Here is a 20,364-nt window from a genome sequence, read left to right on the forward strand (position 1 = left end):
GTAACTCTTTGTTTTCCAAGGAGTTTTCCGTTTCGACTGCGCCGGAAGTGGGGCGAATTATAGGCCTCCAGAATCTGTCGTCAACCACTATTTACGCCTTTTTGGCAGAAGAGCCCTTTTTAGCCATTAAACGCGGGATTCGACGGGCTAAAGGCGGCAGCCGCAGCACTAACAGCAATGCACCTATAGAGGCATAGATCGCCCACTCCTTCAGGTCGGCGCGCACAATCCAGAGCATATGCAGCAATCCAAGCCCGAGAATCACATAAGCCAGGCGATGCAACTGCTTCCAGCGAGCACCCAATCGCCGCTGACTGTATCGATTCGACGTCACCGCCAATGCCAGCAAACCAACAAAACCCAGCGCCCCGACAATAATGTAAGGCCGCTTGCGCAACTCGACACCCAGCTGTGACCAGTCAAAACCAAGAATGAATGCGCAATAACTAATGAGGTGGAGCAGCACATAGGCAAAACACCACAACCCCAGCTGTCGCCGCACGGAGTTCCACCCCGCCCAACCGGTGAGCTTCTGCAAAGGCGCCATGCTCAACGTTACAAGCAGCAGAACAAGCGCCCCCAAACCCAAGCGATCGACCAGCACCTTACCCGGATCCGGCCCAAGCACATCTTCCCAGGCCTGGTACAACCACAGCAGCGGCCACACCAACACCACGATAAAGACGCCGATACGCCAAAACGGATAGCGCATCAGTAATTCACCCTCAGGTCGAGCCCCGTATATAGAGAGGCGACTTCCTCTGAATAGCCGTTGAACATTTGCGTGTCGCGCACATTGGGTTTGAGCAACCCACTGGGCAGGCGGCGTTCACGAGCCTGAGTCCAACGAGGATGATCAACGGTGGGATTCACGTTCGCATAAAAGCCATATTCATCCGGCGCAATGCTCTGCCAGGTGGTTTTCGGCTGCTCGTCGACCAGACTGATGCGCACAATGGACTTGATGCTCTTGAAACCGTATTTCCAAGGTACCACCAGACGCAGCGGCGCACCGTTTTGATTAGGCAACTCACGCCCGTACATGCCTACCGCGAGAATCGCCAACGGGTTCATCGCCTCATCCAGACGCAGCCCTTCTATATACGGCCAGTCGATCAAGGCAAAACCGGAGCGCTGACCCGGCATGCTCTTGGGATCCTGCAGGGTTTCGAAGCGGATGAATCTGGCTTTCGAGGTCGGCTCGACCTCCTTGAGCAAAGCCGAGAGGGGAAAACCGATCCAGGGAATGACCATCGACCAGGCCTCCACGCAACGCAGTCGGTAGATTCGCTCCTCCAGCTGATATGGTTTCATGAAGTCTTCCAGCGCATAACGCCCAGGCTTGCCCACCTCCCCGTCCACCACCACCGACCACGGTTCCGTCTTCAGCGCGCCGGCATTGGCGGCCGGATCACCTTTGTCGGTGCCGAACTCGTAGAAGTTGTTGTAGTGGGTCGCGTCCTTGAACGGCGTGATCGCCTCATCCTTGACGTTGACCGCGCCCCACTGGGTAGCCGTAAGCTTTTCGCTGAACCAGGCAGGCGCCTTGCCGGGCTCTACATCCGGATAACGCGCCGCCTCACCGGCAACACCCCACCGAGGCAGGCTGCCCAGAGCGAAGCCGGCAACCGTGGCACCGAGCACTTTGCGTCGAGACAGATAGAGGGATTCAGGCGTGACGTCCGACTCATGGCAGTCGGACGCTTTGGAGACTTTGATCAGCATGGTTACTCCGCAGCTTTGGAGGACAGATGCACCCATAGACTGCGGAGTATGAGGGAAATTACGCGCTCTTGTTACGGCGAAGGCGTAACAGGTATTGAACCGGACCGGAGGCGGCGTAGGCGAGAAACACCAGCAGCAGGATGCGCGGCGGATCACTGAACACCACTGCGAAGACCAGCACCACAGCGAGAATCGCCACGAAAGGCACTCGTCCCTTCAGGTCCAGCTCCTTGAAGCTGTTGTACTTGATGTTGCTGACCATCAGCATGCCGGCCGCAGCAACCATCAGCGCCACCAGGAAAGACATCTTGGAGCCCTGGATACCGTAATCGCTGAACGCCCAGACGATGCCCGCAACAACACCCGCCGCTGCCGGGCTGGCCAGGCCGATGAAGTAACGTTTGTCCGCCGTACCAACCTGAGTATTGAAACGCGCGAGACGCAACGCCGCACCCGCGACATAAACGAAGGCGACCATCCAGCCAACCTTGCCCATATCACCCAAGGCCCAACCGAAGGCCAGCAATGCCGGCGCAACACCAAAGGCGACCATGTCCGACAGCGAGTCGTACTCGGCACCAAAGGCGCTCTGGGTATTGGTCATGCGCGCGACCCGGCCATCAAGGCCGTCGAGCACCATCGCGACGAAAATGGCGATGGCGGCAAACGCAAAGTACTTGCTCGCATTCACCGAGTCGCCGGCGCTCAAGGCAGCCTGGGCGCTCATCGAGTTGATGATGGAGTAGAACCCTGCGAACAGGTTCGCAGTGGTGAACAGATTCGGCAGAAGATAGATACCACGATGCCGGACTTTACGACCTTCAGCGTCATGCCCTTCCTCGACATGTTCATCGATGGGCAGCAGGCTTTCGGCGTCAGAAGCCTGGTTTGGCTCTTCGGGGCGTTCGCTCATGGACATTACCTTGCAACGGGGTGGAGAGTTTGGACAGGTGTCTGGGACGACGGTTCGGCCACAAACGATGCAGCTTTATACCAGAACCGGCCTCCCAAACGAAAAAACGCGGCCTAAGCCGCGTTTTCCGTACAAGCGCGTGACTTAGTTTTTGGCTTTGTCGACGATCTTGTTGGCACCGATCCACGGCATCATGGAGCGCAGTTGCTCGCCGATGATTTCGATACCGTGAGCGGCGTTGTTACGACGCTTGGCGGTCATCGAAGGATAGCCGGTAGCGCCTTCGCTGATGAACATCTTGGCGTATTCGCCGTCCTGAATACGTTTCAGGGCGTTGCGCATGGCCTGACGGGATTCGGCGTTGATGACTTCAGGGCCGGTCACGTACTCGCCGTATTCGGCGTTGTTGGAGATCGAGTAGTTCATGTTGGCGATACCGCCTTCGTACATGAGGTCAACGATCAGCTTCAGTTCGTGCAGGCACTCGAAGTAGGCCATTTCCGGCGCGTAGCCAGCTTCAACCAGGGTTTCGAAACCGGCTTTGACCAGTTCAACGGTACCGCCGCACAGAACGGCTTGTTCGCCGAACAGGTCGGTTTCAGTCTCGTCCTTGAAAGTGGTTTCGATGATGCCGGTACGACCGCCGCCAACGCCGGCAGCGTAGGACAGAGCGACGTTCTTGGCGTTGCCCGAGGCGTCCTGGTAGATAGCGATCAGGTCAGGGATACCGCCGCCCTTCACGAACTCGGAACGCACGGTGTGGCCCGGAGCCTTCGGCGCGATCATGATCACGTCGAGGTCAGCGCGCGGCACAACCTGGTTGTAGTGGATCGCGAAGCCGTGGGAGAAGGCCAGGGTGGCACCTTTCTTGATGTTCGGCTCGATTTCGTTCTTGTACAGGGAGGACTGGAATTCGTCCGGGGTCAGGATCATGACCAGGTCGGCAGCTGCAACAGCGGAAGCAACGTCGGTCACTTTCAGGCCGTGGGCTTCTGCCTTGGCAACGGTAGCCGAACCTTTACGCAGGCCGACAGTCACGTCAACGCCGGAATCTTTCAGGTTGCACGCTTGAGCGTGACCCTGGGAACCGTAACCGATGATGGCAACTTTCTTGCCCTGGATGATCGACAGGTCGCAGTCTTTATCGTAGAAAACTTTCATGAATTTCCCCTATATCAGGCCGTTCAGGCCGTTCGCTAATTTGGTTTAGATGCTGAGTACTTTGTCGCCGCGGGCAATGCCGGTCACGCCACTACGGACGGTTTCCAGAATCGAGGCGGTGCCAATGGACTGAATGAAGCTGTCGAGCTTGTCGCTGGTACCGGTCAGTTGAACGGTATACACGCTGGCGCTGACATCGACGATCTGTCCACGGTAAATATCGGTAGTGCGCTTGATCTCGGCGCGCTGGGCGCCGGTGGCCTTGACCTTGACCAGCATCAGTTCACGCTCGATGTGAGCACTCTCCGACAGGTCGACCAGTTTTACCACTTCGATCAGCTTGTTCAGGTTCTTGGTGATCTGTTCGATGATCTCATCGTGACCGACAGTGGTCAGCGTCAGACGCGACAGGGTCGGGTCTTCGGTTGGGGCCACGGTCAGGCTTTCGATGTTGTAGTTGCGCTGCGAGAACAGACCAACCACACGAGACAGAGCACCGGGTTCGTTTTCCAGAAGCAAGGAAATAATGTGCCGCATGATTAGGTACGCTCCGTCTTGCTCAGCCACATATCGCGCATGGAGCCGTCTTTGATCTGCATCGGGTAGACGTGCTCGCTGGTGTCGACCGAAATATCGATCACCACCAGGCGATCCTTCATGGCGAACGCCTCTTCCATCTTCGACTTCAAGTCTTTCGATTCGGTGATGCGTACGCCGACGTGGCCGTAGGCCTCTGCCAGCTTGACGAAATCAGGCAGCGATTCCATGTAGGAATGCGAGTGACGGCTGCCGTAGCTCATGTCCTGCCACTGGCGAACCATCCCCAGCACACCGTTGTTGAGGATGACGATCTTCACCGGCAAACCGTATTGCAGGCAGGTCGACAGCTCCTGGATGTTCATCTGGATACTGCCCTCGCCGGTGACGCATGCAACGTCAGCGTCAGGGAAGCTCAAGGCGATGCCCATGGCCGCCGGCAGACCGAAGCCCATGGTGCCCAGGCCACCGGAGTTGATCCAGCGGTTCGGCTTGTTGAACTTGTAGTACTGCGCAGCGAACATCTGGTGCTGGCCCACGTCGGAGGTCACAAAGGCATCGCCCTTGGTCACTTCGCACAGGGTTTCGATCACGGTTTGCGGCTTGATCTTGCTGCCGTCGCCCTTGTCGTACGGGAACAGATCGCCGTCACCACGCCACTCATCAACCTGCTTCCACCAGCTGGCCACGGACTCCTTGTTCGGGGTCTCGCCGATTTCCTTGAGGATCGCGACCATTTCGGTCAGGACACTCTCAACCGGACCAACGATTGGCACGTCGGCCTTGATGGTCTTGGAGATCGAAGCCGGGTCGATGTCGATGTGGATGATCTTGGCGTTCGGGCAGAACTTCGACGCGCCATTGATGACACGGTCGTCGAAACGCGCACCGACAGCGAGGATCACGTCAGCATGGTGCATCGCCAGGTTGGCGGTGTAGCTGCCGTGCATGCCGAGCATGCCGATGAACTGACGGTCGGTGCCAGGGTAGCCACCGAGGCCCATCAGGGTATTGGTCACTGGCAGGTTAAGCATCTTCGCCAGTTCGGTCAGTGGTGCGGAACCACCGCCGAGGATCACGCCGCCGCCCGAGTACAACACAGGACGCTTGGCCGCCAGAAGCATTTCTGCCGCCTTGCGGATTTGACCGGAGTGACCGCGAACAGCCGGGCTGTAGGAACGCAGCTTGGCCTTTTTCGGGAAGACGTATTCGAACTTCTCGGCCGGGTTGGTCATGTCTTTCGGGATATCGACAACGACCGGGCCAGGACGACCGGATTGCGCCAGGTAGAACGCCTTCTTCATGACTTCCGGGATTTCCGACGCATGCTTGATCATGAAGCTGTGCTTCACGATTGGCCGGGAGATACCGATCATGTCGGTTTCCTGGAAAGCATCGGTGCCGACCATGGTGCTCGGAACCTGGCCGGAAATGATCACCATCGGAATGGAGTCCATGTAGGCCGTGGCGATACCGGTGATGGCGTTGGTTGCACCCGGACCGGAAGTCACCAGCACCACGCCGGCTTTACCGGTGGCACGGGCGTAGCCGTCAGCCATATGGGTAGCCGCTTGCTCGTGACGAACCAGGATGTGGGTCACTTCCGGTTCTTTGAACAGGGCATCGTAGACATGAAGAAGAGCACCACCCGGGTACCCGTAGATATATTTGACGCCTTCGTCGCGCAAAAAGCGGACGAGCATCTCACCGCCAGATAAAAGCTCCACGTTGCTCACCTCTAAAACGCCAGAATACCGCCCACGAAAAATGGGACGGGTCTTAATAGGTTTACTTCTCAGCAGAGCATGAGCGACGGTGGTCGCCGACTACGTCAGCACTGACTGAGCAAGTATTGGGATCGTCCCAAGTGTTGCGGGCCTTTCCCACCCAGCGCGAGGTAACGCGTTGCGGGTGTAACAGGTCGACGCGGATATGCGCCTCATGATCTGCTGAGAGGGTCTGCTTCTGGCAGTCCCTGTACAGCGGACTTTGGATTCTTCTGTTTCGCCCTTCGCAAGTCAAGTCGTCTATGAGCTTTATTCTAGTAAGCACATGAGAACGCAAGAAAAAACCTGTAAATCCGCTGTGTGTTAGCTTCAATTGCGCAAGTTTTGGCAAAAAATTGGCACGCGCATGCACTTAGGCTGCAACGGCCGACAAAATAGCGAGAGATTGTGGACAACTGCCAGCGGACGCTGGCAGCTTCTGGCTCAGCGAGACGCTGTGATCAGTTGATCAAACTGTTTGAGCAATTCCTGCAACTGCCAATCCTTGCCCTGGACATTGCGTCCGGCAAAGACCATTTCGGCCATTTCCTGAATGCCCGAAGCATTGGGTAGCGGCAAATTCTGCTCGAGGATCATCTTCATGCGTGGCAGGAAGATCCATTGCAGCCATTGCTCGAAATCCAGTGTATCGACCGAAAACGGTTCGACGCTGGAAAGCGCTTCAGCAGATGGCGAGACTTCATCCCACCATCCTTGCACGCGCAATTCGCGCTCGATCAACAGCAGTTGATCGGCGATTTTCAGAAAGCGCGTATCCATCACAGCGTTACCTTGGCCTTCTGACGAGCCAATGCCGCGCCCTGGGAGTCACCCTGTTTTTCACGCGACTGGCCAATCAGTTCCCACAAGTTCGCCTGAAGGGCTGGACGACCATTGGCAAAGGTCAGCCCGCGGCGAGCGAACTGCTCGGCCTGGGCCGCATCGCCTTGAGCCATCCGCACCTGCGCCAGACGGTAAAGCACCTGCGGTTCACGCGGAGCAACGCGCTGGGCGCGCTCGAGACTGGAGGAGGCACCATTGAGATCACCGCTCACCTGCTGCTGTTGAGCCGTGGTCAGCAGAGCCAATACCGGGCCGTCGAGTTGCTCGTCGGCAGACAGCCCACCCGAACTGGCTGACGGAATACCGCTTGGCGACGACGGCATGATGTAGCTGCCCTGATTGAGCGGCGCCGACTGGATCGGCGACGTGTCAATCGGCCCCGGCGTGATCGGACCCGGGGTGATCGGCGTGGTGCTGATCGGCGTTGAAGTCGTTGCAGCCCCTGGCACCATCACCACGACGCCGCTGTCACCTTGCGGAATCGCCTGGGCCCGCGCCTGACCTTGTGCAGGGCGCTTGACGGTCGTCTGGCGGAAGCCGCCATTGGCCGAGATCCGCTCACTGTTGGACACGGCGGTGCCGGAATCCACAACCGGAATCGAGCCACGTTGTACGGTGGAGCAACCGCTGAGCAAAGCTACGGCGGCAACCGCTGGAATCAACCACTTGTTCACTTGAAGCCCTCTTTGCTTAATTCATCCAGCCCTTGACCCAATCCATCACCGTCTCGGCAGGGTTTTCACCACCGCAGGCGGCGCCGGGAGGCGGTTCGCTGCCGCGAATATACGGCATCTGCACGGCACCGGGGCAACCGGCATCAGAACCTTGCCCGGTTCGCGAATCAACCCAGGCCTGAACGATATTGTCCGGCTGTGGCATGTCCAGGGGAAGTGGATCGGCCTTGCGCATGAAGCTGGTCCAGACCTGCAAGGCCCCGGTGGCGCCAGTGAATGGCGTCTTGCCGTTGTCGTCGCGACCCAGCCAGACCACCGCCAGCAAGTCCTGGCTGAAACCGGCAAACCAACTGTCCCGCGAGTCGTTACTGGTACCGGTTTTACCCGCCAGGGTCAGAGTCCTTGGCAACACGTTATAAACCGAGCTGCCAGTACCTTCACGCATCACACGCTGCATGGCGCTCTGGATCAGGTAAATGGAGGCCGGATCGAAACGCTGCTGAATCTGGAACGGATAACGCTTGAGCGGCTCGCCCTCGGCAGTCAGCACGCTACGGATCCCGCGCATCGGCGTATTGAAGCCTCCATTGGCGAGGGTCTGGTACATGGTCGCGACTTCGATAGGCGTCATGCCGCCAGCGCCGAGCAACATCGACGGGAAGGCCGGGAACTCACGAGTCACACCCAGGCGCGCCAGCGTCTTCAGGACGTTCGGCACGCCGACCGCCAGACCGAGACGCGCGGTCGACAGGTTGTAGGAATGCGCCAGGCCTTGATAAAGGAAGACGGTACCGTGAGAACGACGATCGTAGTTCTGCGGTTTCCAGACCTGGCCGTCGGCGCCCTTGACCGAGAAGGATTCGTCCGACAGCCAACTGGTCAATGTGTACTGGCTAGGCTTCTCCAGCGCAGTCAGATAAACCGCAGGCTTGATCAGCGAGCCGATCGGCCGTACCGCATCCAGCGCCCGGTTGAACCCGGCAAAGCTGGCCTGGCGACTGCCGATCATGGCCTGTACTTCGCCGGTCTCCGGGTTGGTCACCACCATTGCCGCTTCGACGTCATCGGAACCCTTGCGCCCGGCCAGGCGCTTGAAGGTGTCGTTGACCGACGCCTCGGCCTTCATCTGCAGGATCGGGTCGAAACTGGTGAAGATCCGCAGACCTTCCTCGGTCAAGTCTTCGTCGCGATAGTCTTCGCGCAATTGACGCTTGACCAGATCGAGGAAGCCGGGGAACGAGCTGTCCGCCAGACTGCCGCGCGTGGTCACCCCCAGCGGCATTTTCTTCGCGGCCTCAACCTGCTCGGCAGTCGCGACGCCCTGCTCTTGCAGGACATCGAGCACCAGATTGCGCCGCTCAAGGGCACGCTCTGGATTACGACGCGGGTTATAGGAAGAAGGCCCTTTGACCATGCCCACCAGCAGTGCGACCTGATGCAGCTTGAGTTCGGCCAGTGGCTGGCTGAAGAAGAACTGGCTGGCCAGACCGAAACCGTGCACCGCGCGCTGACCGTCCTGCCCGATAAACACCTCGTTGAGGTAAGCCTCGAGGATTTCGCGCTTGTCGTAATGCAGCTCAAGCAGCAGCGCCATCATCGCTTCGGTGAGTTTTCGGCTCAGGCTGCGCTCGTTGGTCAGGTAGAAGTTTTTGACCAACTGCTGAGTCAGCGTACTGCCGCCCTGACGCATGCGGCCGGCCGCACCGTTGACCCAGATTGCACGGGCGATCGACTTCGGCGAAACACCAAAGTGATGATAAAAATCGCGGTCCTCGACAGCCACCAGCGTTTCAAGCAAGTACGGCGGCACTTGATCGATCTTGATCAGGATCCGGTCTTCGAGGTTTTTCGGGTACAGACCGCCGATCAACAGCGGTTCCAGGCGCACCACGGAAAGCTTCGAGTCCTTTGCTCCCGACAGTTCCGCCACGTAATCGCCAGAGAAACGCACGCGCACCGGCTGCGCTTGCTCCATGCCTTCATAGAACTGGAAACCACGGGTGTTCAGGTCAACGGTATTACCGTTGACCGACGCCGCACCCGGACCGTTAGCCACACTTTCACGGCGATAGCCCAGGGCATCGAGCTCGGTGAGGAAATCGTCCCTGCTCAGCTTTTGTCCGACGAACAGCTCGAGCGGGCGCGCGTAAACCTTGGCCGGAATGGTCCAGCGCTTGCCGGAGAACTTCTCCTGGACAATTGCATCAAGGTAAACGGCGAATCCGGCCAGCACTACCAGGCCGACCAGACTGAGTTTAATGGCCCAGCCCAACCATGGGCGCAGGCCTCTGGAGGGTGGTTTTTTTTGGGTGCGGGGAGTTCGAGTACGAGTCATGGCGGCGGATTATACGCACTTTATTCATACCCGACAGGAGCGCTCCGAGGTTTGCGCCAAGCGGAGTTACGGCCATAATGGCCGCCTTGATTTTCCAGACTCTGAAGGATCGCCTGTGAGCCAGTCCCTGATCGCTGCCCTGCAAAACCCTGCCCTCTACCCGCATCCCGTAGACGGATTCCAGGTCATCGAAACCCATATTTCCTGGGTCGTTCTCACAGGCCCCTTCGCTTATAAAGTGAAGAAACCGGTCAATTTCGGATTTCTCGACTTCACCAGCCTTGAAGCTCGCGAACACTTTTGCACTGAAGAGCTGCGCCTGAACCAGCGCCTGACTGACGATCTGTACCTCGAAGTGCTGCCCGTCACCGGTAGCGCCGAGGCTCCGCAACTGGGCGGCGAAGGCCCGGCCATCGAATATGTCCTGAAGATGCGCCAGTTCCCGCAAAACGGATTGCTGAGCACCCTTCAGGCCAATGGTGAACTGACCACCGCACACATCGACGAGATGGCCGAACAAATTGCCCGCTTCCACCTCAGCGCACCGAAAGTGCCAGCCGAGCATGAAGCCGGCACCCCGGACAGCGTCATGGCGCCGGTGCGGCAGAACTTCGAACAGATTCGTCCGTTCCTCAGCGACAAAACCGACCTGCTGCAACTCGACGCCCTGCAAGCCTGGGCCGAAAGCAGCTTCGAGCGCCTCAAACCACTGTTCGCCCAGCGCAAGGCCGAAGGTTTCATTCGTGAATGCCACGGTGATATCCACTTGGGCAACGCGACCGTGATCGATGGCAAGGTCGTGATCTTCGACTGCATCGAATTCAACGAACCGTTTCGCTTTACCGACGTTTATGCCGACACCGGCTTCCTGGCCATGGACCTGGAAGATCGCGGCCTGAAGTGCCTCGCGCGTCGTTTCATCAGCCAGTACCTGGAGCTGACCGGCGACTATCGCGGCCTTGAACTGCTGAACTTCTACAAAGCCTACCGCGCACTGGTTCGCGCCAAAGTCGCCCTGTTCAGCATGCCGGCAGAAGCGACTGCCGTGCAGCGCGCCACAACCCTGCGCCAGTACCGCAACTACGCCAACCTGGCGGAAAGCTACAGCACCATTCCTTCGCGCTTCATGGCCATTACCCACGGCGTTTCCGCCGTCGGCAAGAGCCATGTCGCCATGCGCCTGGTCGAAGCCCTGGGCGCGATTCGCCTGCGCTCCGATGTCGAGCGCAAGCGTCTGTTCGGCGAGCAAACCGTCGAGAATGACGTACAGGCCGGCATCTATAGTGCCGACGCCAGCGCAGCGACCTATGCCCGCCTGCACGAAATTGCCGACGTCATTCTGCGTGCGGGCTTCCCGGTGGTGGTCGATGCCACTTACCTCAAGCGTGATCAGCGTGACAGCGCCGCGAAGGTGGCCGAGGCCACCGGCGCACCGTTCCTGATTCTCGACTGCAATGCGCCACAGGCCGTGATCGAAAGCTGGCTGGCTGTGCGCCAGGCAGACAAAAAAGACCCGTCCGACGCCACCCTGGCTGTTATCGCAGCCCAGCAAGCCAGCCGTGAAGCGCTGACGCCCGCGGAAATCCTCTGCAGCAAGCGTGTGCAGACCAATGAAAGCGGGACTCTCGATACCGTTGTGGCACAGATTCGCCAGCGCCTGCCAGGCCTGTAGGAAACTATTTCAGTCGTGAGGCCGGCACTGGCTTCACGACTGTCAAATAGTGGCACTATACTGGCGTCATAAAACCATCAGGTGATGCGACATGAGCCAGCCGAAACTTCTCGACACTCCGCTTTATGCCCTGCTGCACAAAGACGACATCAGAGGCTTCAACAGTGAACGCCCCAAGGATGGCCCCATCGATATGGTGGGTGGAGACTTCCGGGGGCTGGACCTGCGCGAGCTGAATGCTGACGGCGTGGACTTCAGCGACGCCTACTTCCGTTCCGCCGACTTGCGCGGCATCGATTTTCGCAAGGCGAATCTGGAAGGCGCGAGCCTGGCCCACGCGCAAATCTCCGGCGCCTACTTTCCAGTGGAACTCAGTGCCGACGAAATCCTGATGTCGATGAACTTCGGCACGCGATTGCGCTATCGCACCCGCTGATCAACGTCGCTGACTGACACGTCCAGCGCCCACATTGCGCTGGACTGCGGGGCATATTCACCCGTAATTCCTGATTGTTCCCCGCCTCTTCCTCCCGCGTTCGCAGACTTTTCACACACTGCCAATACTCGCCTCTTAGAAGCATTTGCGTCGAAAACGAGCAAACAATCACGCTTTTCCTGCTGATGGCTACACTCCTCAGAAGATTGCCCACGATCTCCATTCGGCCATCGCAAGGAGGCTTGATGAATGATGAACTGCAACACCTGAAGAATCTTGGCAAGACGTCAGCGCAATGGCTGCATGCCGTGGGCATCCATAGCGCTTCGGACTTGCGTCGCCTCGGGGCGGTGGATGCTTATCGGGCCGTGCGTACGCGCGGCTTTCGAGCGTCCAAGGTGTTGTTGTACGCAATCGAAGGCGCCCTGATGGACGTTCACTGGAATGACATACCTGCTGAGCGCAAGGAGGCGTTGAACAGACAACTGGAAGCCATCTCTTCACGCCACAAGAACTGATACGACAAAATTTACTGAAGCCTTGCAAGCTGACACCCAATGATTACGGGGCCTGCAGTCGAAAATCCGGCAATTCGAAAAGAATTCGGGAAACAGCGGTTGACTTGGTAATGAGAATCGATATGATTATCACAACTGGTCGCGAGACTGGTCGATTTTCTGAAAAGCCCTTGGTTCGGACTCTCAGATTATCTCCTCATCAGGCTAATCACGGTTATTTGACCCGGCTCTTGCCGGGTCTTTTTTTGCCTGTGGAAAAGTACTTACCGGATCAGGTGACGGATGCCCCATGCAGATCACGGCGACGCGGGTGATCAAGCCCATAAACAGCTTCCCTTTAAAGGTTTCCCGGGCATCGAAGGAGCAGGCCAAGTATCCTCGACGACAGACACTTGTACCCAGCGGGCAAGACGGTCATTTGATAATTTGTAGCATTTAACCATCAAGCTCGGACATCTCCGGTCACGAGCTGCGGGACCGAGGATAGACATGAAGTTGCTTTGCGCAGGCGCCGTGCTGGTCAACGACAGCAGCCGCGGGTTCGACATCGATGGTCAAAAGCTTTTTGCGGTGCGTCGCAGCGGGCAGGTTTTTGTCTACATCAATCGCTGCCCACACCGGGGAGTCGGTCTGGAGTGGCATCCCGACCAGTTTCTCGACCCCAGCAACAGCCTGATCCAGTGCGCCACCCATGGCGCACTGTTCCTGATCGAAGACGGTGAATGCGTCGCCGGCCCTTGCGCGGGGCAAGCCTTGACCGCCGTGGCCTGTCGCGAAGATGAACAAGGGATCTGGATCAGCCTTTAGCCGCCGGGCAACACTTCCAGACGTCGATCCACCACCATCTCTTCATGGGTCAGGCGCACGCCATAGGCCAGCACTTCGACCCCACAGGCCACCGCCTCACGCAAGGCCTGCGCATAAGCCGCATCGATTTCCTGCGCCGGACGAACGGCCTCGATGTCGGTCAGGCAAACGCAGTACAACTGCACCGCGCGAATACCGTCCCTGGCCAAATGGGCCAGCTCCCGCAGATGCTTGGCGCCACGCTGGGTGACCGCATCGGGAAACGCCGCCACCGCCGTACCGTCGAAGCCCAGGGTCACGCTTTTGACTTCGACGTAGGCCGGCCCGTCGGGGTAATCAAGGCGAAAATCGATGCGACTGTTTTCCTGACCATAAGCCACTTCACGCTTGAGCCCGGTAAAGCCGTTAAGCTCAGTGATGACGCCCGCGCGTAGCGCCTCTTCGACCAAACCATTGGCCCGGGCGGTGTTCACGCAAAACAGCCGCCCTTGCGGGGTTTCACCGATCTCCCAAGTGCCGGGCAACTTTCGTTTCGGGTCGTTGGAGCGGCTGAACCAGACCTGCCCGCCCTCGACCTGACAATTGAGCATCGAGCCGGTATTCGGGCAGTGAATGGTCAACAACTCGCCGCCAACGGTTTCGATATCGGCGAGAAAACGCTTGTAACGACGAATCAGGCGACCTTCTTCGAGTGGAGGATGAAATCGCATCAGCCTTGCCAGCTCCGCAACCCACGGGCAATGCGCTCGACCGCCTCCTGCAAACGCTCGAGATTTTGCGTATAGGCGAACCGCACATGATGCCCGGCCTGGTAACGCCCGAAATCCAGCCCCGGGGTGAATGCCACATGCTCGGTTTCGAGAAAGTGTTTGCAGAACGCGAAGGCATCGCCGCCGAACTTGCTGATATCGGCGTACAAATAGAAAGCACCCTCCGGCTCCACCGCAATGCCGAAGCCCATTTCCCGCAAGGCCGGCAGCAGATAATCCCGACGCCGGCCAAATTCGGCGCGACGCTCTTCGAGAATGCTGATGGTTGCTGGCTCGAAACACGCCAGTGCAGCGTACTGCGCCATGCTTGGGGCACTGATATAGAGATTCTGGGCGAGCTTTTCCAACTCACCGACGGCAGCGTCGGGGGCTACCAGCCATCCCAGCCGCCAACCGGTCATCCCGAAATACTTCGAAAAACTATTCAGAACGAACGCACTGTCGTCGACTTCCAGCACGCTGGCCGCATCGGTGCCATAGGTCAGGCCATGATAAATCTCGTCGACCACCAGATGACCGTGACGCTCCTTGATTGCGACAGACAGCTTCGCCAGCTCGTCGCGGGTCAGGATCGTGCCGGTCGGATTGGCCGGTGACGCCACCAATGCGCCAACGCTGTCGTGGTCCCAATGACGCTCGATCAGGCCGGGCGTCAATTGATAACGCACATCGGGACCGACCGGTACCAGTTGTGCCGCGCCTTCCACCAGTCGCAGGAAATGCCGGTTACACGGGTAGCCCGGGTCCGCCAGCAGCCAGTGCTTACCGGGGTCTACCAGCAAAGCGCTGGCCAGCAGCAACGCGCCGGATCCGCCGGGGGTGATGAGGATGCGCCGAGGGTCGATGTTCAAACCATAACGCTGCTGATAAAAGCCCGAGATGGCCTCGCGCAGCTCCGGAATACCGCGCGCGGCGGTATAACGGGTCCGCCCTGCCGCCAGCGCAGCCTGGCCGGCCTGGATGATCGGTTCGGCGGTGGTGAAGTCCGGCTCGCCGATTTCCAGGTGGATCACATCATGACCGGCTGCCTGCAATTCATTGGCCCGCGCCAACAGCGCCATGACATGGAAAGGTTCGATCGCGCGACTGCGGGCACTGTAGGGCTGAGCCATTGGCCTTCCTTCAACAGGGGAAAAAAGCCGATTCTACCCAAGCGCAGGAACGAGCGAGAACCTAAAGCGGTCAGAGGCCTTATAACCCCGACCACAAACGACTCAAGCGCTTACGCAAGGTTTGACTAAAATCAATAATTGAGCAGGGTTCCAGAGCCACCAGACAACGGTTTGTCATCATTGGCAAGCACCATGTGCCGCGAGCTCGACATCCGGGAGTAGCGCGGCCCGAGTTGATCTGGTAAGTTCGCCCGCTTGCAGCCGCGGGGCCGGCAGGTGTCGGTGATGGAGCAATCCTGCGCAGATGGATTACAAGAGTAGAGGCGGTCTATTTCATGTCCACCCAAGCAAAGCAGCAAAACCAGACGATCAGCGGCTTCGAGCCCTATGTTCAGAAAGCCGGCGAAGAGTACATGGGCGAGCCCATGCGCAAGCACTTCACCAAGGTTCTGAATCAGTGGAAAAAAGAGCTGATGGAAGGTGTCGACAAGACCGTGGACCACATGAAGGACGAAGCGGCCAACTTTCCTGATCCGGCAGACCGTGCCAGCCAGGAAGAGGAATTCGCCCTCGAACTGCGTGCCCGCGATCGTGAACGCAAGTTGATCAAGAAGATCGACAAGACCCTTCAGCTGATCGAAGACGAAGAGTACGGCTGGTGTGAATCCTGCGGCATCGAAATTGGTGTCAAGCGCCTCGAAGCACGCCCTACCGCCGACCTGTGCATCGACTGCAAGACCCTGGCGGAAATCAAGGAAAAGCAAGTCGGCAAATAATTGCGACTTGAACGAAGAACGGAGCGTGCGAACGCTCCGTTTTTGTTTCCAAAATTCGCTGATGCCCGTTGCGATTAAAATCGCCATCACTGTAGGAGCGAGCTTGCTCGCGATGAACCTGAGAACGCCGCGGGGTACCAGGCTCCCAGCGTTATCGTTGACGGCAATCGCGAGCAAGCTCGCTCCTACAGGAATCTGACGACCGCCTGGAATAAGTAGCCTTGCCCTGATGACCGCCACCACCTCCCCCACCTACATCGGGCGTTTCGCCCCGACGCCCAGCGGCCACCTGCATTTTGGTTCACTGGTCGCCGCGCTGGCCTCCTACCTTGACGCGCGCTCGGTGGGCGGACGCTGGCTGATGCGCATGGAAGACCTTGATCCGCCCCGTGAAGAACCCGGCGCCCAGACGGCCATTCTCAAGGCTCTGGAAAGCTATGGCTTCGAGTGGGATGGTGACCTGGTCCGCCAAAGCGAACGGCACGATGCCTACGCCGAGGTGATCGATCGCCTGTTCAATCACGGCCTGGCCTACGCCTGCACCTGTTCACGCAAACAGCTGGAACCGTATAACGGGATTTATCCGGGGCTGTGCCGCAATGCCGGCCATGGCACTGACGATGCTGCCATCCGCCTGCGCGTTCCGGAACTGGAATACCACTTCCTCGACCGGGTGCAGGGCGAATACCGCCAACACCTGGGCCGGGAAGTCGGCGACTTCGTGATCCGCCGCCGCGACGGGCTCTACGCCTACCAATTGGCCGTGGTCCTGGACGATGCCTGGCAGGGCATCACCGATATCGTTCGGGGTGCCGACCTGCTGGACTCCACGCCCCGCCAGCTCTACCTGCAGGAACTGCTCGGCCTGCCTCAACCGCGTTATCTGCATATCCCGCTGATTACTCAGCCTGATGGCAATAAACTGGGTAAATCCTACCGTTCGCCGCCGTTGACCGAGGATCAGGCAACGCCGCTGTTGCTGCGGGCGCTGCGGGCACTGGGACAGAACCCGGGAACCGAACTGGCTTACGCCACGCCACGGGAAGTGTTGAACTGGGGCATTGCCCACTGGGATGCTTCATTGATCCCGCGCACACTGAACCTGCCCGAGGCACAGCTATTGTGATCGCACTTGCAGTGGCGCGCCCATCCGTTACCATCGCCGCACGTTTTCGGGCACGCGCATAAAAAAGAGAGGCCGGGATGTACATCTATCGCTTGGTCCTGCTTTTGGTAGTGGGGATTTACCTGTTTTCCCCGGCCATCATGGATTGGTGGATCGACGCCACTGGCGCCTGGTATCGCCCTTATCTGCTCTGGCTGATTCTGATCGTCGTGACCTTCATCCTGCAGAGCCAAAAAGATGCCGATGAGCTTTAGCCTGACCCAGATGATCCTGATCAGCGCCGCGTACCTGGCGGTGCTGTTCGGCGTGGCCTGGATCAGTGAACGGGGCATGATCCCGCGGGCGATCATTCGCCACCCGCTGACCTACACCCTGTCACTGGGCGTCTACGCCAGTGCCTGGGCGTTTTACGGCACCGTGGGCCTGGCCTATCAGTATGGCTACGGTTTTCTGTCCAGTTACCTGGGTGTCTCCGGGGCATTTCTGCTGGCGCCGGTGTTGCTCTACCCGATCCTGAAGATCACCCGCACCTATCAACTGTCGTCTTTGGCGGACCTGTTTGCCTTCCGCTTCCGCAGCACCTGGGCCGGAGCGCTGACCACGATTTTCATGCTGGTCGGCGTACTGCCGCTGCTGGCCTTGCAGATTCAGGCGGTCGCCGACTCCATCGGCATTCTCACCCGCGAGCCGGTGCAGAATCGCGTGGCCCTGAGCTTCTGCGCATTGATTACGCTGTTCACGATTTTCTTCGGTTCCCGCCACATCGCCACCCGCGAGAAGCATGAAGGCCTGGTGTTTGCGATTGCCTTCGAGTCGGTGATCAAGCTGATCGCCCTCGGCGGTGTCGGGCTGTATGCGCTTTACGGCGTGTTCGACGGTCCGCAACAACTTGAGCTCTGGCTACTGCAAAACCAGACCGCACTCGCTGCCCTGCACACACCTTTGCAGGAAGGCCCGTGGCGTACGCTGTTGCTGGTGTTCTTCGCCTCGGCGATCGTGATGCCGCACATGTATCACATGACCTTTACCGAGAACCTCAACCCGCGCTCGCTGGTCAGTGCGAGCTGGGGCCTGCCGCTGTTCCTGCTGCTGATGAGCCTGGCGGTGCCGCTGATTCTCTGGGCCGGCCTGAAACTGGGCGCCACCACCAATCCGGAATACTTCACCCTGGGCATCGGCATTGCCGCCAACAGCAAGGCACTGGCGTTGCTGGCGTACGTCGGCGGGCTCTCCGCCGCCAGCGGCCTGATCATCGTCACTACGCTGGCACTGTCCGGAATGGCCTTGAACCACCTGGTGCTGCCGCTGTACCAGCCACCGGCCGAAGGCAACATCTACCGCTGGCTGAAGTGGACCCGCCGGGCGCTGATTGTCGCGATCATCATGGCCGGCTATGGCTTCTACCTGATGCTCGGTGCAGAACAGGACCTGGCCAACCTCGGCATTGTCGCGTTCGTCGCCACCTTGCAGTTCCTGCCGGGTGTGCTCTCGGTCCTGTATTGGCCGACCGCCAACCGCCGCGGTTTCATTGCCGGTTTGCTGGCGGGGATTCTGGTGTGGCTGGTGACCATGCTGCTGCCGCTGGTCGGCAATCTGCAAGGCTTCTACATTCCGCTGCTGAACATGATCTACGTGCTGGATGACACCAGCTGGCACATGGCAGCGATTGCCTCGCTGGCGGCCAACGTGCTGATGTTCACCCTGATCTCGCTATTCACCAACGCCAGCACCGAAGAAGCCAGCGCTGCCGAAGCCTGTGCCGTGGATAACGTTCGCCGCCCGCAACGCCGGGAACTGCACGCCGCCTCGCCCCAGGAATTCGCCACACAGCTCGCAAAACCATTGGGTGCAAAAGCGGCGCAGAAGGAAGTGGAACAAGCACTGCGCGACCTCTATCTGCCCTTCGACGAACGCCGGCCGTATGCCCTGCGCCGCTTGCGTGACCGCATCGAAGCCAACCTCTCCGGCCTGATGGGGCCGAGCGTGGCCCAGGACATGGTCGAGACGTTCCTGCCATACAAGGCCGGCGGCGAAAACTACGTCACCGAAGACATTCACTTCATCGAAAGCCGTCTCGAGGACTACCACTCGCGCCTGACAGGCCTGGCCGCCGAACTCGATGCCCTGCGCCGCTATCACCGCCAGACCCTGCAGGAATTGCCAATGGGCGTTTGCTCGCTGGCCAAGGATCAGGAAATCCTCATGTGGAACAAGGCCATGGAGGAACTCACCGGCATCGCTGCGCAGCGCGTGGTCGGTTCGCGCCTGAGTACCATTGCCGACCCATGGAAAGAACTGCTGCAAGGTTTCATCAATCTGCCGGACGAGCACTTGCACAAACAGCACCTGGCCCTCGATGGCCAGACCCGCTGGCTGAACCTGCACAAAGCGGCCATCGATGAGCCACTGGCACCGGGCAACAGCGGCCTGGTATTGCTGGTCGAGGACCTGACCGAAACCCAGATGCTCGAGGATAAGCTGGTGCACTCCGAGCGCCTGGCCAGCATCGGTCGACTGGCGGCCGGCGTAGCCCATGAAATCGGCAACCCGATCACCGGTATCGCGTGCCTGGCGCAGAACCTGCGCGAAGAACGGGAAGAAGACGGTGAGCTGAAGGAAATCAGCGGCCAGATCCTCGAACAGACCAAACGCGTATCGCGCATTGTCCAGTCGCTGATGAGCTTTGCCCATGCCGGCAGCCATCAACACAGTGACGAGCCCGTCTGTCTGGCCGAAGTAGCTCAGGATGCCATCGGCCTGCTGGCCCTGAACCGACGCAATTTCGAAGTGCAGTTCTACAACCTGTGCGACCCCGAACACTGGGTCGAAGGCGACCCGCAACGGCTGGCCCAGGTATTGATCAACCTGCTTTCAAACGCCCGTGACGCCTCGCCTCCCGGCAGTGCGGTACGGGTCAAGAGCGAAGCCGGCGAACACACGGTCGATCTGATCGTGGAGGACGAAGGCAGCGGTATTCCCTCGAGCATCATGGACCGATTGTTCGAACCTTTCTTCACCACCAAGGACCCTGGCGAAGGCACCGGTCTGGGCCTTGCACTGGTCTATTCCATCGTTGAAGAGCATTATGGACAAATCACCATCGACAGCCCGGCTGATGTTCAAAGCCAACGCGGCACCCGAATCAGGGTTACCTTGCCGCGTCATGTCGAAGCGACGTCCGCTGTGAACTGAG

19 protein-coding genes are annotated in these 20,364 nt (G+C 59.1%); 8 read left to right on the forward strand and 11 right to left on the reverse strand.

Annotated elements, in window-relative coordinates:
- Positions 1-91 precede the first annotated feature (91 nt).
- From msrQ to mrcB, 9 genes are all read right to left on the reverse strand, one after another.
- A complete protein-coding gene (gene msrQ, locus ACCD00_RS17120; RefSeq protein ID WP_413426279.1) occupies positions 92-712 on the reverse strand; it encodes a protein-methionine-sulfoxide reductase heme-binding subunit MsrQ in 621 nt (206 codons plus the stop codon).
- Entirely contained in the window at positions 712-1,725 is a 1,014-nt protein-coding gene (gene msrP, locus ACCD00_RS17125) for a protein-methionine-sulfoxide reductase catalytic subunit MsrP (protein WP_413426281.1), read from the reverse strand. The genes msrQ and msrP overlap by 1 nt, the downstream gene beginning before the upstream one ends.
- Before the next feature lie 58 nt (positions 1,726-1,783).
- On the reverse strand, positions 1,784-2,638 hold the full coding sequence (gene pssA / locus ACCD00_RS17130) for a CDP-diacylglycerol--serine O-phosphatidyltransferase (protein WP_057400427.1): 855 nt from the start codon (positions 2,636-2,638) through the stop codon (positions 1,784-1,786).
- Positions 2,639-2,782: 144 nt separating this feature from the next.
- Complete coding sequence (gene ilvC / locus ACCD00_RS17135) at positions 2,783-3,799, reverse strand: ketol-acid reductoisomerase (RefSeq protein WP_003228216.1); 1,017 nt, start codon at positions 3,797-3,799, stop codon at positions 2,783-2,785.
- Positions 3,800-3,844: 45 nt separating this feature from the next.
- On the reverse strand, positions 3,845-4,336 hold the full coding sequence (gene ilvN, locus ACCD00_RS17140) for an acetolactate synthase small subunit (protein ID WP_003205610.1): 492 nt from the start codon (positions 4,334-4,336) through the stop codon (positions 3,845-3,847).
- 2 nt (positions 4,337-4,338) lie between these two features.
- Complete coding sequence (locus ACCD00_RS17145; protein ID WP_413426283.1) at positions 4,339-6,063, reverse strand: acetolactate synthase 3 large subunit; 1,725 nt, start codon at positions 6,061-6,063, stop codon at positions 4,339-4,341.
- Between the two features lie 483 nt (positions 6,064-6,546).
- Positions 6,547-6,882, reverse strand: coding sequence for a YqcC family protein (locus ACCD00_RS17150; RefSeq protein WP_413426285.1), 336 nt, complete (start codon positions 6,880-6,882; stop codon positions 6,547-6,549).
- A complete protein-coding gene (locus tag ACCD00_RS17155) occupies positions 6,882-7,619 on the reverse strand; it encodes a tetratricopeptide repeat protein (protein WP_413426287.1) in 738 nt (245 codons plus the stop codon). The genes ACCD00_RS17150 and ACCD00_RS17155 overlap by 1 nt, the downstream gene beginning before the upstream one ends.
- Positions 7,620-7,635: 16 nt before the next feature.
- Positions 7,636-9,954: a penicillin-binding protein 1B gene (gene mrcB, locus ACCD00_RS17160; protein ID WP_413426289.1), complete on the reverse strand. Its 2,319-nt coding sequence runs from the start codon at positions 9,952-9,954 to the stop codon at positions 7,636-7,638.
- 115 nt (positions 9,955-10,069) lie between these two features.
- Between mrcB and ACCD00_RS17165 the strand changes: the two genes are divergently transcribed.
- From ACCD00_RS17165 to ACCD00_RS17180, 4 genes are all read left to right on the forward strand, one after another.
- Complete coding sequence (locus ACCD00_RS17165; protein ID WP_413426291.1) at positions 10,070-11,626, forward strand: AAA family ATPase; 1,557 nt, start codon at positions 10,070-10,072, stop codon at positions 11,624-11,626.
- Positions 11,627-11,717: 91 nt separating this feature from the next.
- A complete protein-coding gene (locus ACCD00_RS17170) occupies positions 11,718-12,062 on the forward strand; it encodes a pentapeptide repeat-containing protein (RefSeq protein WP_008020496.1) in 345 nt (114 codons plus the stop codon).
- A 245-nt stretch (positions 12,063-12,307) separates the two neighbouring features.
- The gene (locus ACCD00_RS17175; protein WP_008020494.1) at positions 12,308-12,580 is read left to right on the forward strand and encodes a TfoX/Sxy family protein; all 273 of its coding nucleotides are present in this window, start codon (positions 12,308-12,310) and stop codon (positions 12,578-12,580) included.
- A 489-nt stretch (positions 12,581-13,069) separates the two neighbouring features.
- Positions 13,070-13,387, forward strand: a complete 318-nt coding sequence (locus tag ACCD00_RS17180; RefSeq protein ID WP_008020493.1) for a Rieske (2Fe-2S) protein — start codon at positions 13,070-13,072, stop codon at positions 13,385-13,387.
- Here the strand turns inward: ACCD00_RS17180 and sfsA are convergent.
- Positions 13,384-14,097, reverse strand: a complete 714-nt coding sequence (sfsA, locus tag ACCD00_RS17185) for a DNA/RNA nuclease SfsA (protein WP_413426294.1) — start codon at positions 14,095-14,097, stop codon at positions 13,384-13,386. The genes ACCD00_RS17180 and sfsA overlap by 4 nt on opposite strands.
- Complete coding sequence (locus tag ACCD00_RS17190) at positions 14,097-15,269, reverse strand: pyridoxal phosphate-dependent aminotransferase (protein ID WP_413426296.1); 1,173 nt, start codon at positions 15,267-15,269, stop codon at positions 14,097-14,099. Before ACCD00_RS17190 ends, sfsA begins: the two co-directional genes overlap by 1 nt.
- A gap of 335 nt (positions 15,270-15,604) precedes the next feature.
- Between ACCD00_RS17190 and dksA the strand changes: the two genes are divergently transcribed.
- The 4 genes from dksA to ACCD00_RS17210 all read left to right on the forward strand — a co-directional run bounded on the left by dksA (position 15,605) and on the right by ACCD00_RS17210 (position 20,363).
- Complete coding sequence (gene dksA, locus ACCD00_RS17195; protein WP_007995322.1) at positions 15,605-16,045, forward strand: RNA polymerase-binding protein DksA; 441 nt, start codon at positions 15,605-15,607, stop codon at positions 16,043-16,045.
- A gap of 229 nt (positions 16,046-16,274) precedes the next feature.
- Positions 16,275-17,171, forward strand: a complete 897-nt coding sequence (gluQRS, locus tag ACCD00_RS17200) for a tRNA glutamyl-Q(34) synthetase GluQRS (protein ID WP_413426298.1) — start codon at positions 16,275-16,277, stop codon at positions 17,169-17,171.
- A 77-nt stretch (positions 17,172-17,248) separates the two neighbouring features.
- Entirely contained in the window at positions 17,249-17,425 is a 177-nt protein-coding gene (locus ACCD00_RS17205; RefSeq protein ID WP_003176118.1) for a hypothetical protein, read from the forward strand.
- Positions 17,409-20,363: a sensor histidine kinase gene (locus tag ACCD00_RS17210; protein WP_007971103.1), complete on the forward strand. Its 2,955-nt coding sequence runs from the start codon at positions 17,409-17,411 to the stop codon at positions 20,361-20,363. Before ACCD00_RS17205 ends, ACCD00_RS17210 begins: the two co-directional genes overlap by 17 nt.
- Position 20,364: the final 1 nt, after the last annotated feature.

Source organism: Pseudomonas sp. Pseusp3, assembly GCF_047304225.1.
Classification (GTDB): domain Bacteria; phylum Pseudomonadota; class Gammaproteobacteria; order Pseudomonadales; family Pseudomonadaceae; genus Aquipseudomonas; species Aquipseudomonas fluorescens_CD.

Coding starts and splice junctions, on each gene's coding strand:
- ACCD00_RS17190 (WP_413426296.1), bottom strand. CDS start 15,269: ATGGCTCAGCCCTACAGTGCCCGCAGTCGCGCGATCGAACCTTTCCAT.
- gluQRS (WP_413426298.1), top strand. CDS start 16,275: ATGACCGCCACCACCTCCCCCACCTACATCGGGCGTTTCGCCCCGACG.
- ACCD00_RS17205 (WP_003176118.1), top strand. CDS start 17,249: ATGTACATCTATCGCTTGGTCCTGCTTTTGGTAGTGGGGATTTACCTG.
- ilvC (WP_003228216.1), bottom strand. CDS start 3,799: ATGAAAGTTTTCTACGATAAAGACTGCGACCTGTCGATCATCCAGGGC.
- msrQ (WP_413426279.1), bottom strand. CDS start 712: ATGCGCTATCCGTTTTGGCGTATCGGCGTCTTTATCGTGGTGTTGGTG.
- dksA (WP_007995322.1), top strand. CDS start 15,605: ATGTCCACCCAAGCAAAGCAGCAAAACCAGACGATCAGCGGCTTCGAG.
- ACCD00_RS17150 (WP_413426285.1), bottom strand. CDS start 6,882: ATGGATACGCGCTTTCTGAAAATCGCCGATCAACTGCTGTTGATCGAG.
- ACCD00_RS17180 (WP_008020493.1), top strand. CDS start 13,070: ATGAAGTTGCTTTGCGCAGGCGCCGTGCTGGTCAACGACAGCAGCCGC.
- ACCD00_RS17210 (WP_007971103.1), top strand. CDS start 17,409: ATGCCGATGAGCTTTAGCCTGACCCAGATGATCCTGATCAGCGCCGCG.
- ACCD00_RS17175 (WP_008020494.1), top strand. CDS start 12,308: ATGAATGATGAACTGCAACACCTGAAGAATCTTGGCAAGACGTCAGCG.
- ilvN (WP_003205610.1), bottom strand. CDS start 4,336: ATGCGGCACATTATTTCCTTGCTTCTGGAAAACGAACCCGGTGCTCTG.
- msrP (WP_413426281.1), bottom strand. CDS start 1,725: ATGCTGATCAAAGTCTCCAAAGCGTCCGACTGCCATGAGTCGGACGTC.
- pssA (WP_057400427.1), bottom strand. CDS start 2,638: ATGAGCGAACGCCCCGAAGAGCCAAACCAGGCTTCTGACGCCGAAAGC.
- mrcB (WP_413426289.1), bottom strand. CDS start 9,954: ATGACTCGTACTCGAACTCCCCGCACCCAAAAAAAACCACCCTCCAGA.
- ACCD00_RS17170 (WP_008020496.1), top strand. CDS start 11,718: ATGAGCCAGCCGAAACTTCTCGACACTCCGCTTTATGCCCTGCTGCAC.
- sfsA (WP_413426294.1), bottom strand. CDS start 14,097: ATGCGATTTCATCCTCCACTCGAAGAAGGTCGCCTGATTCGTCGTTAC.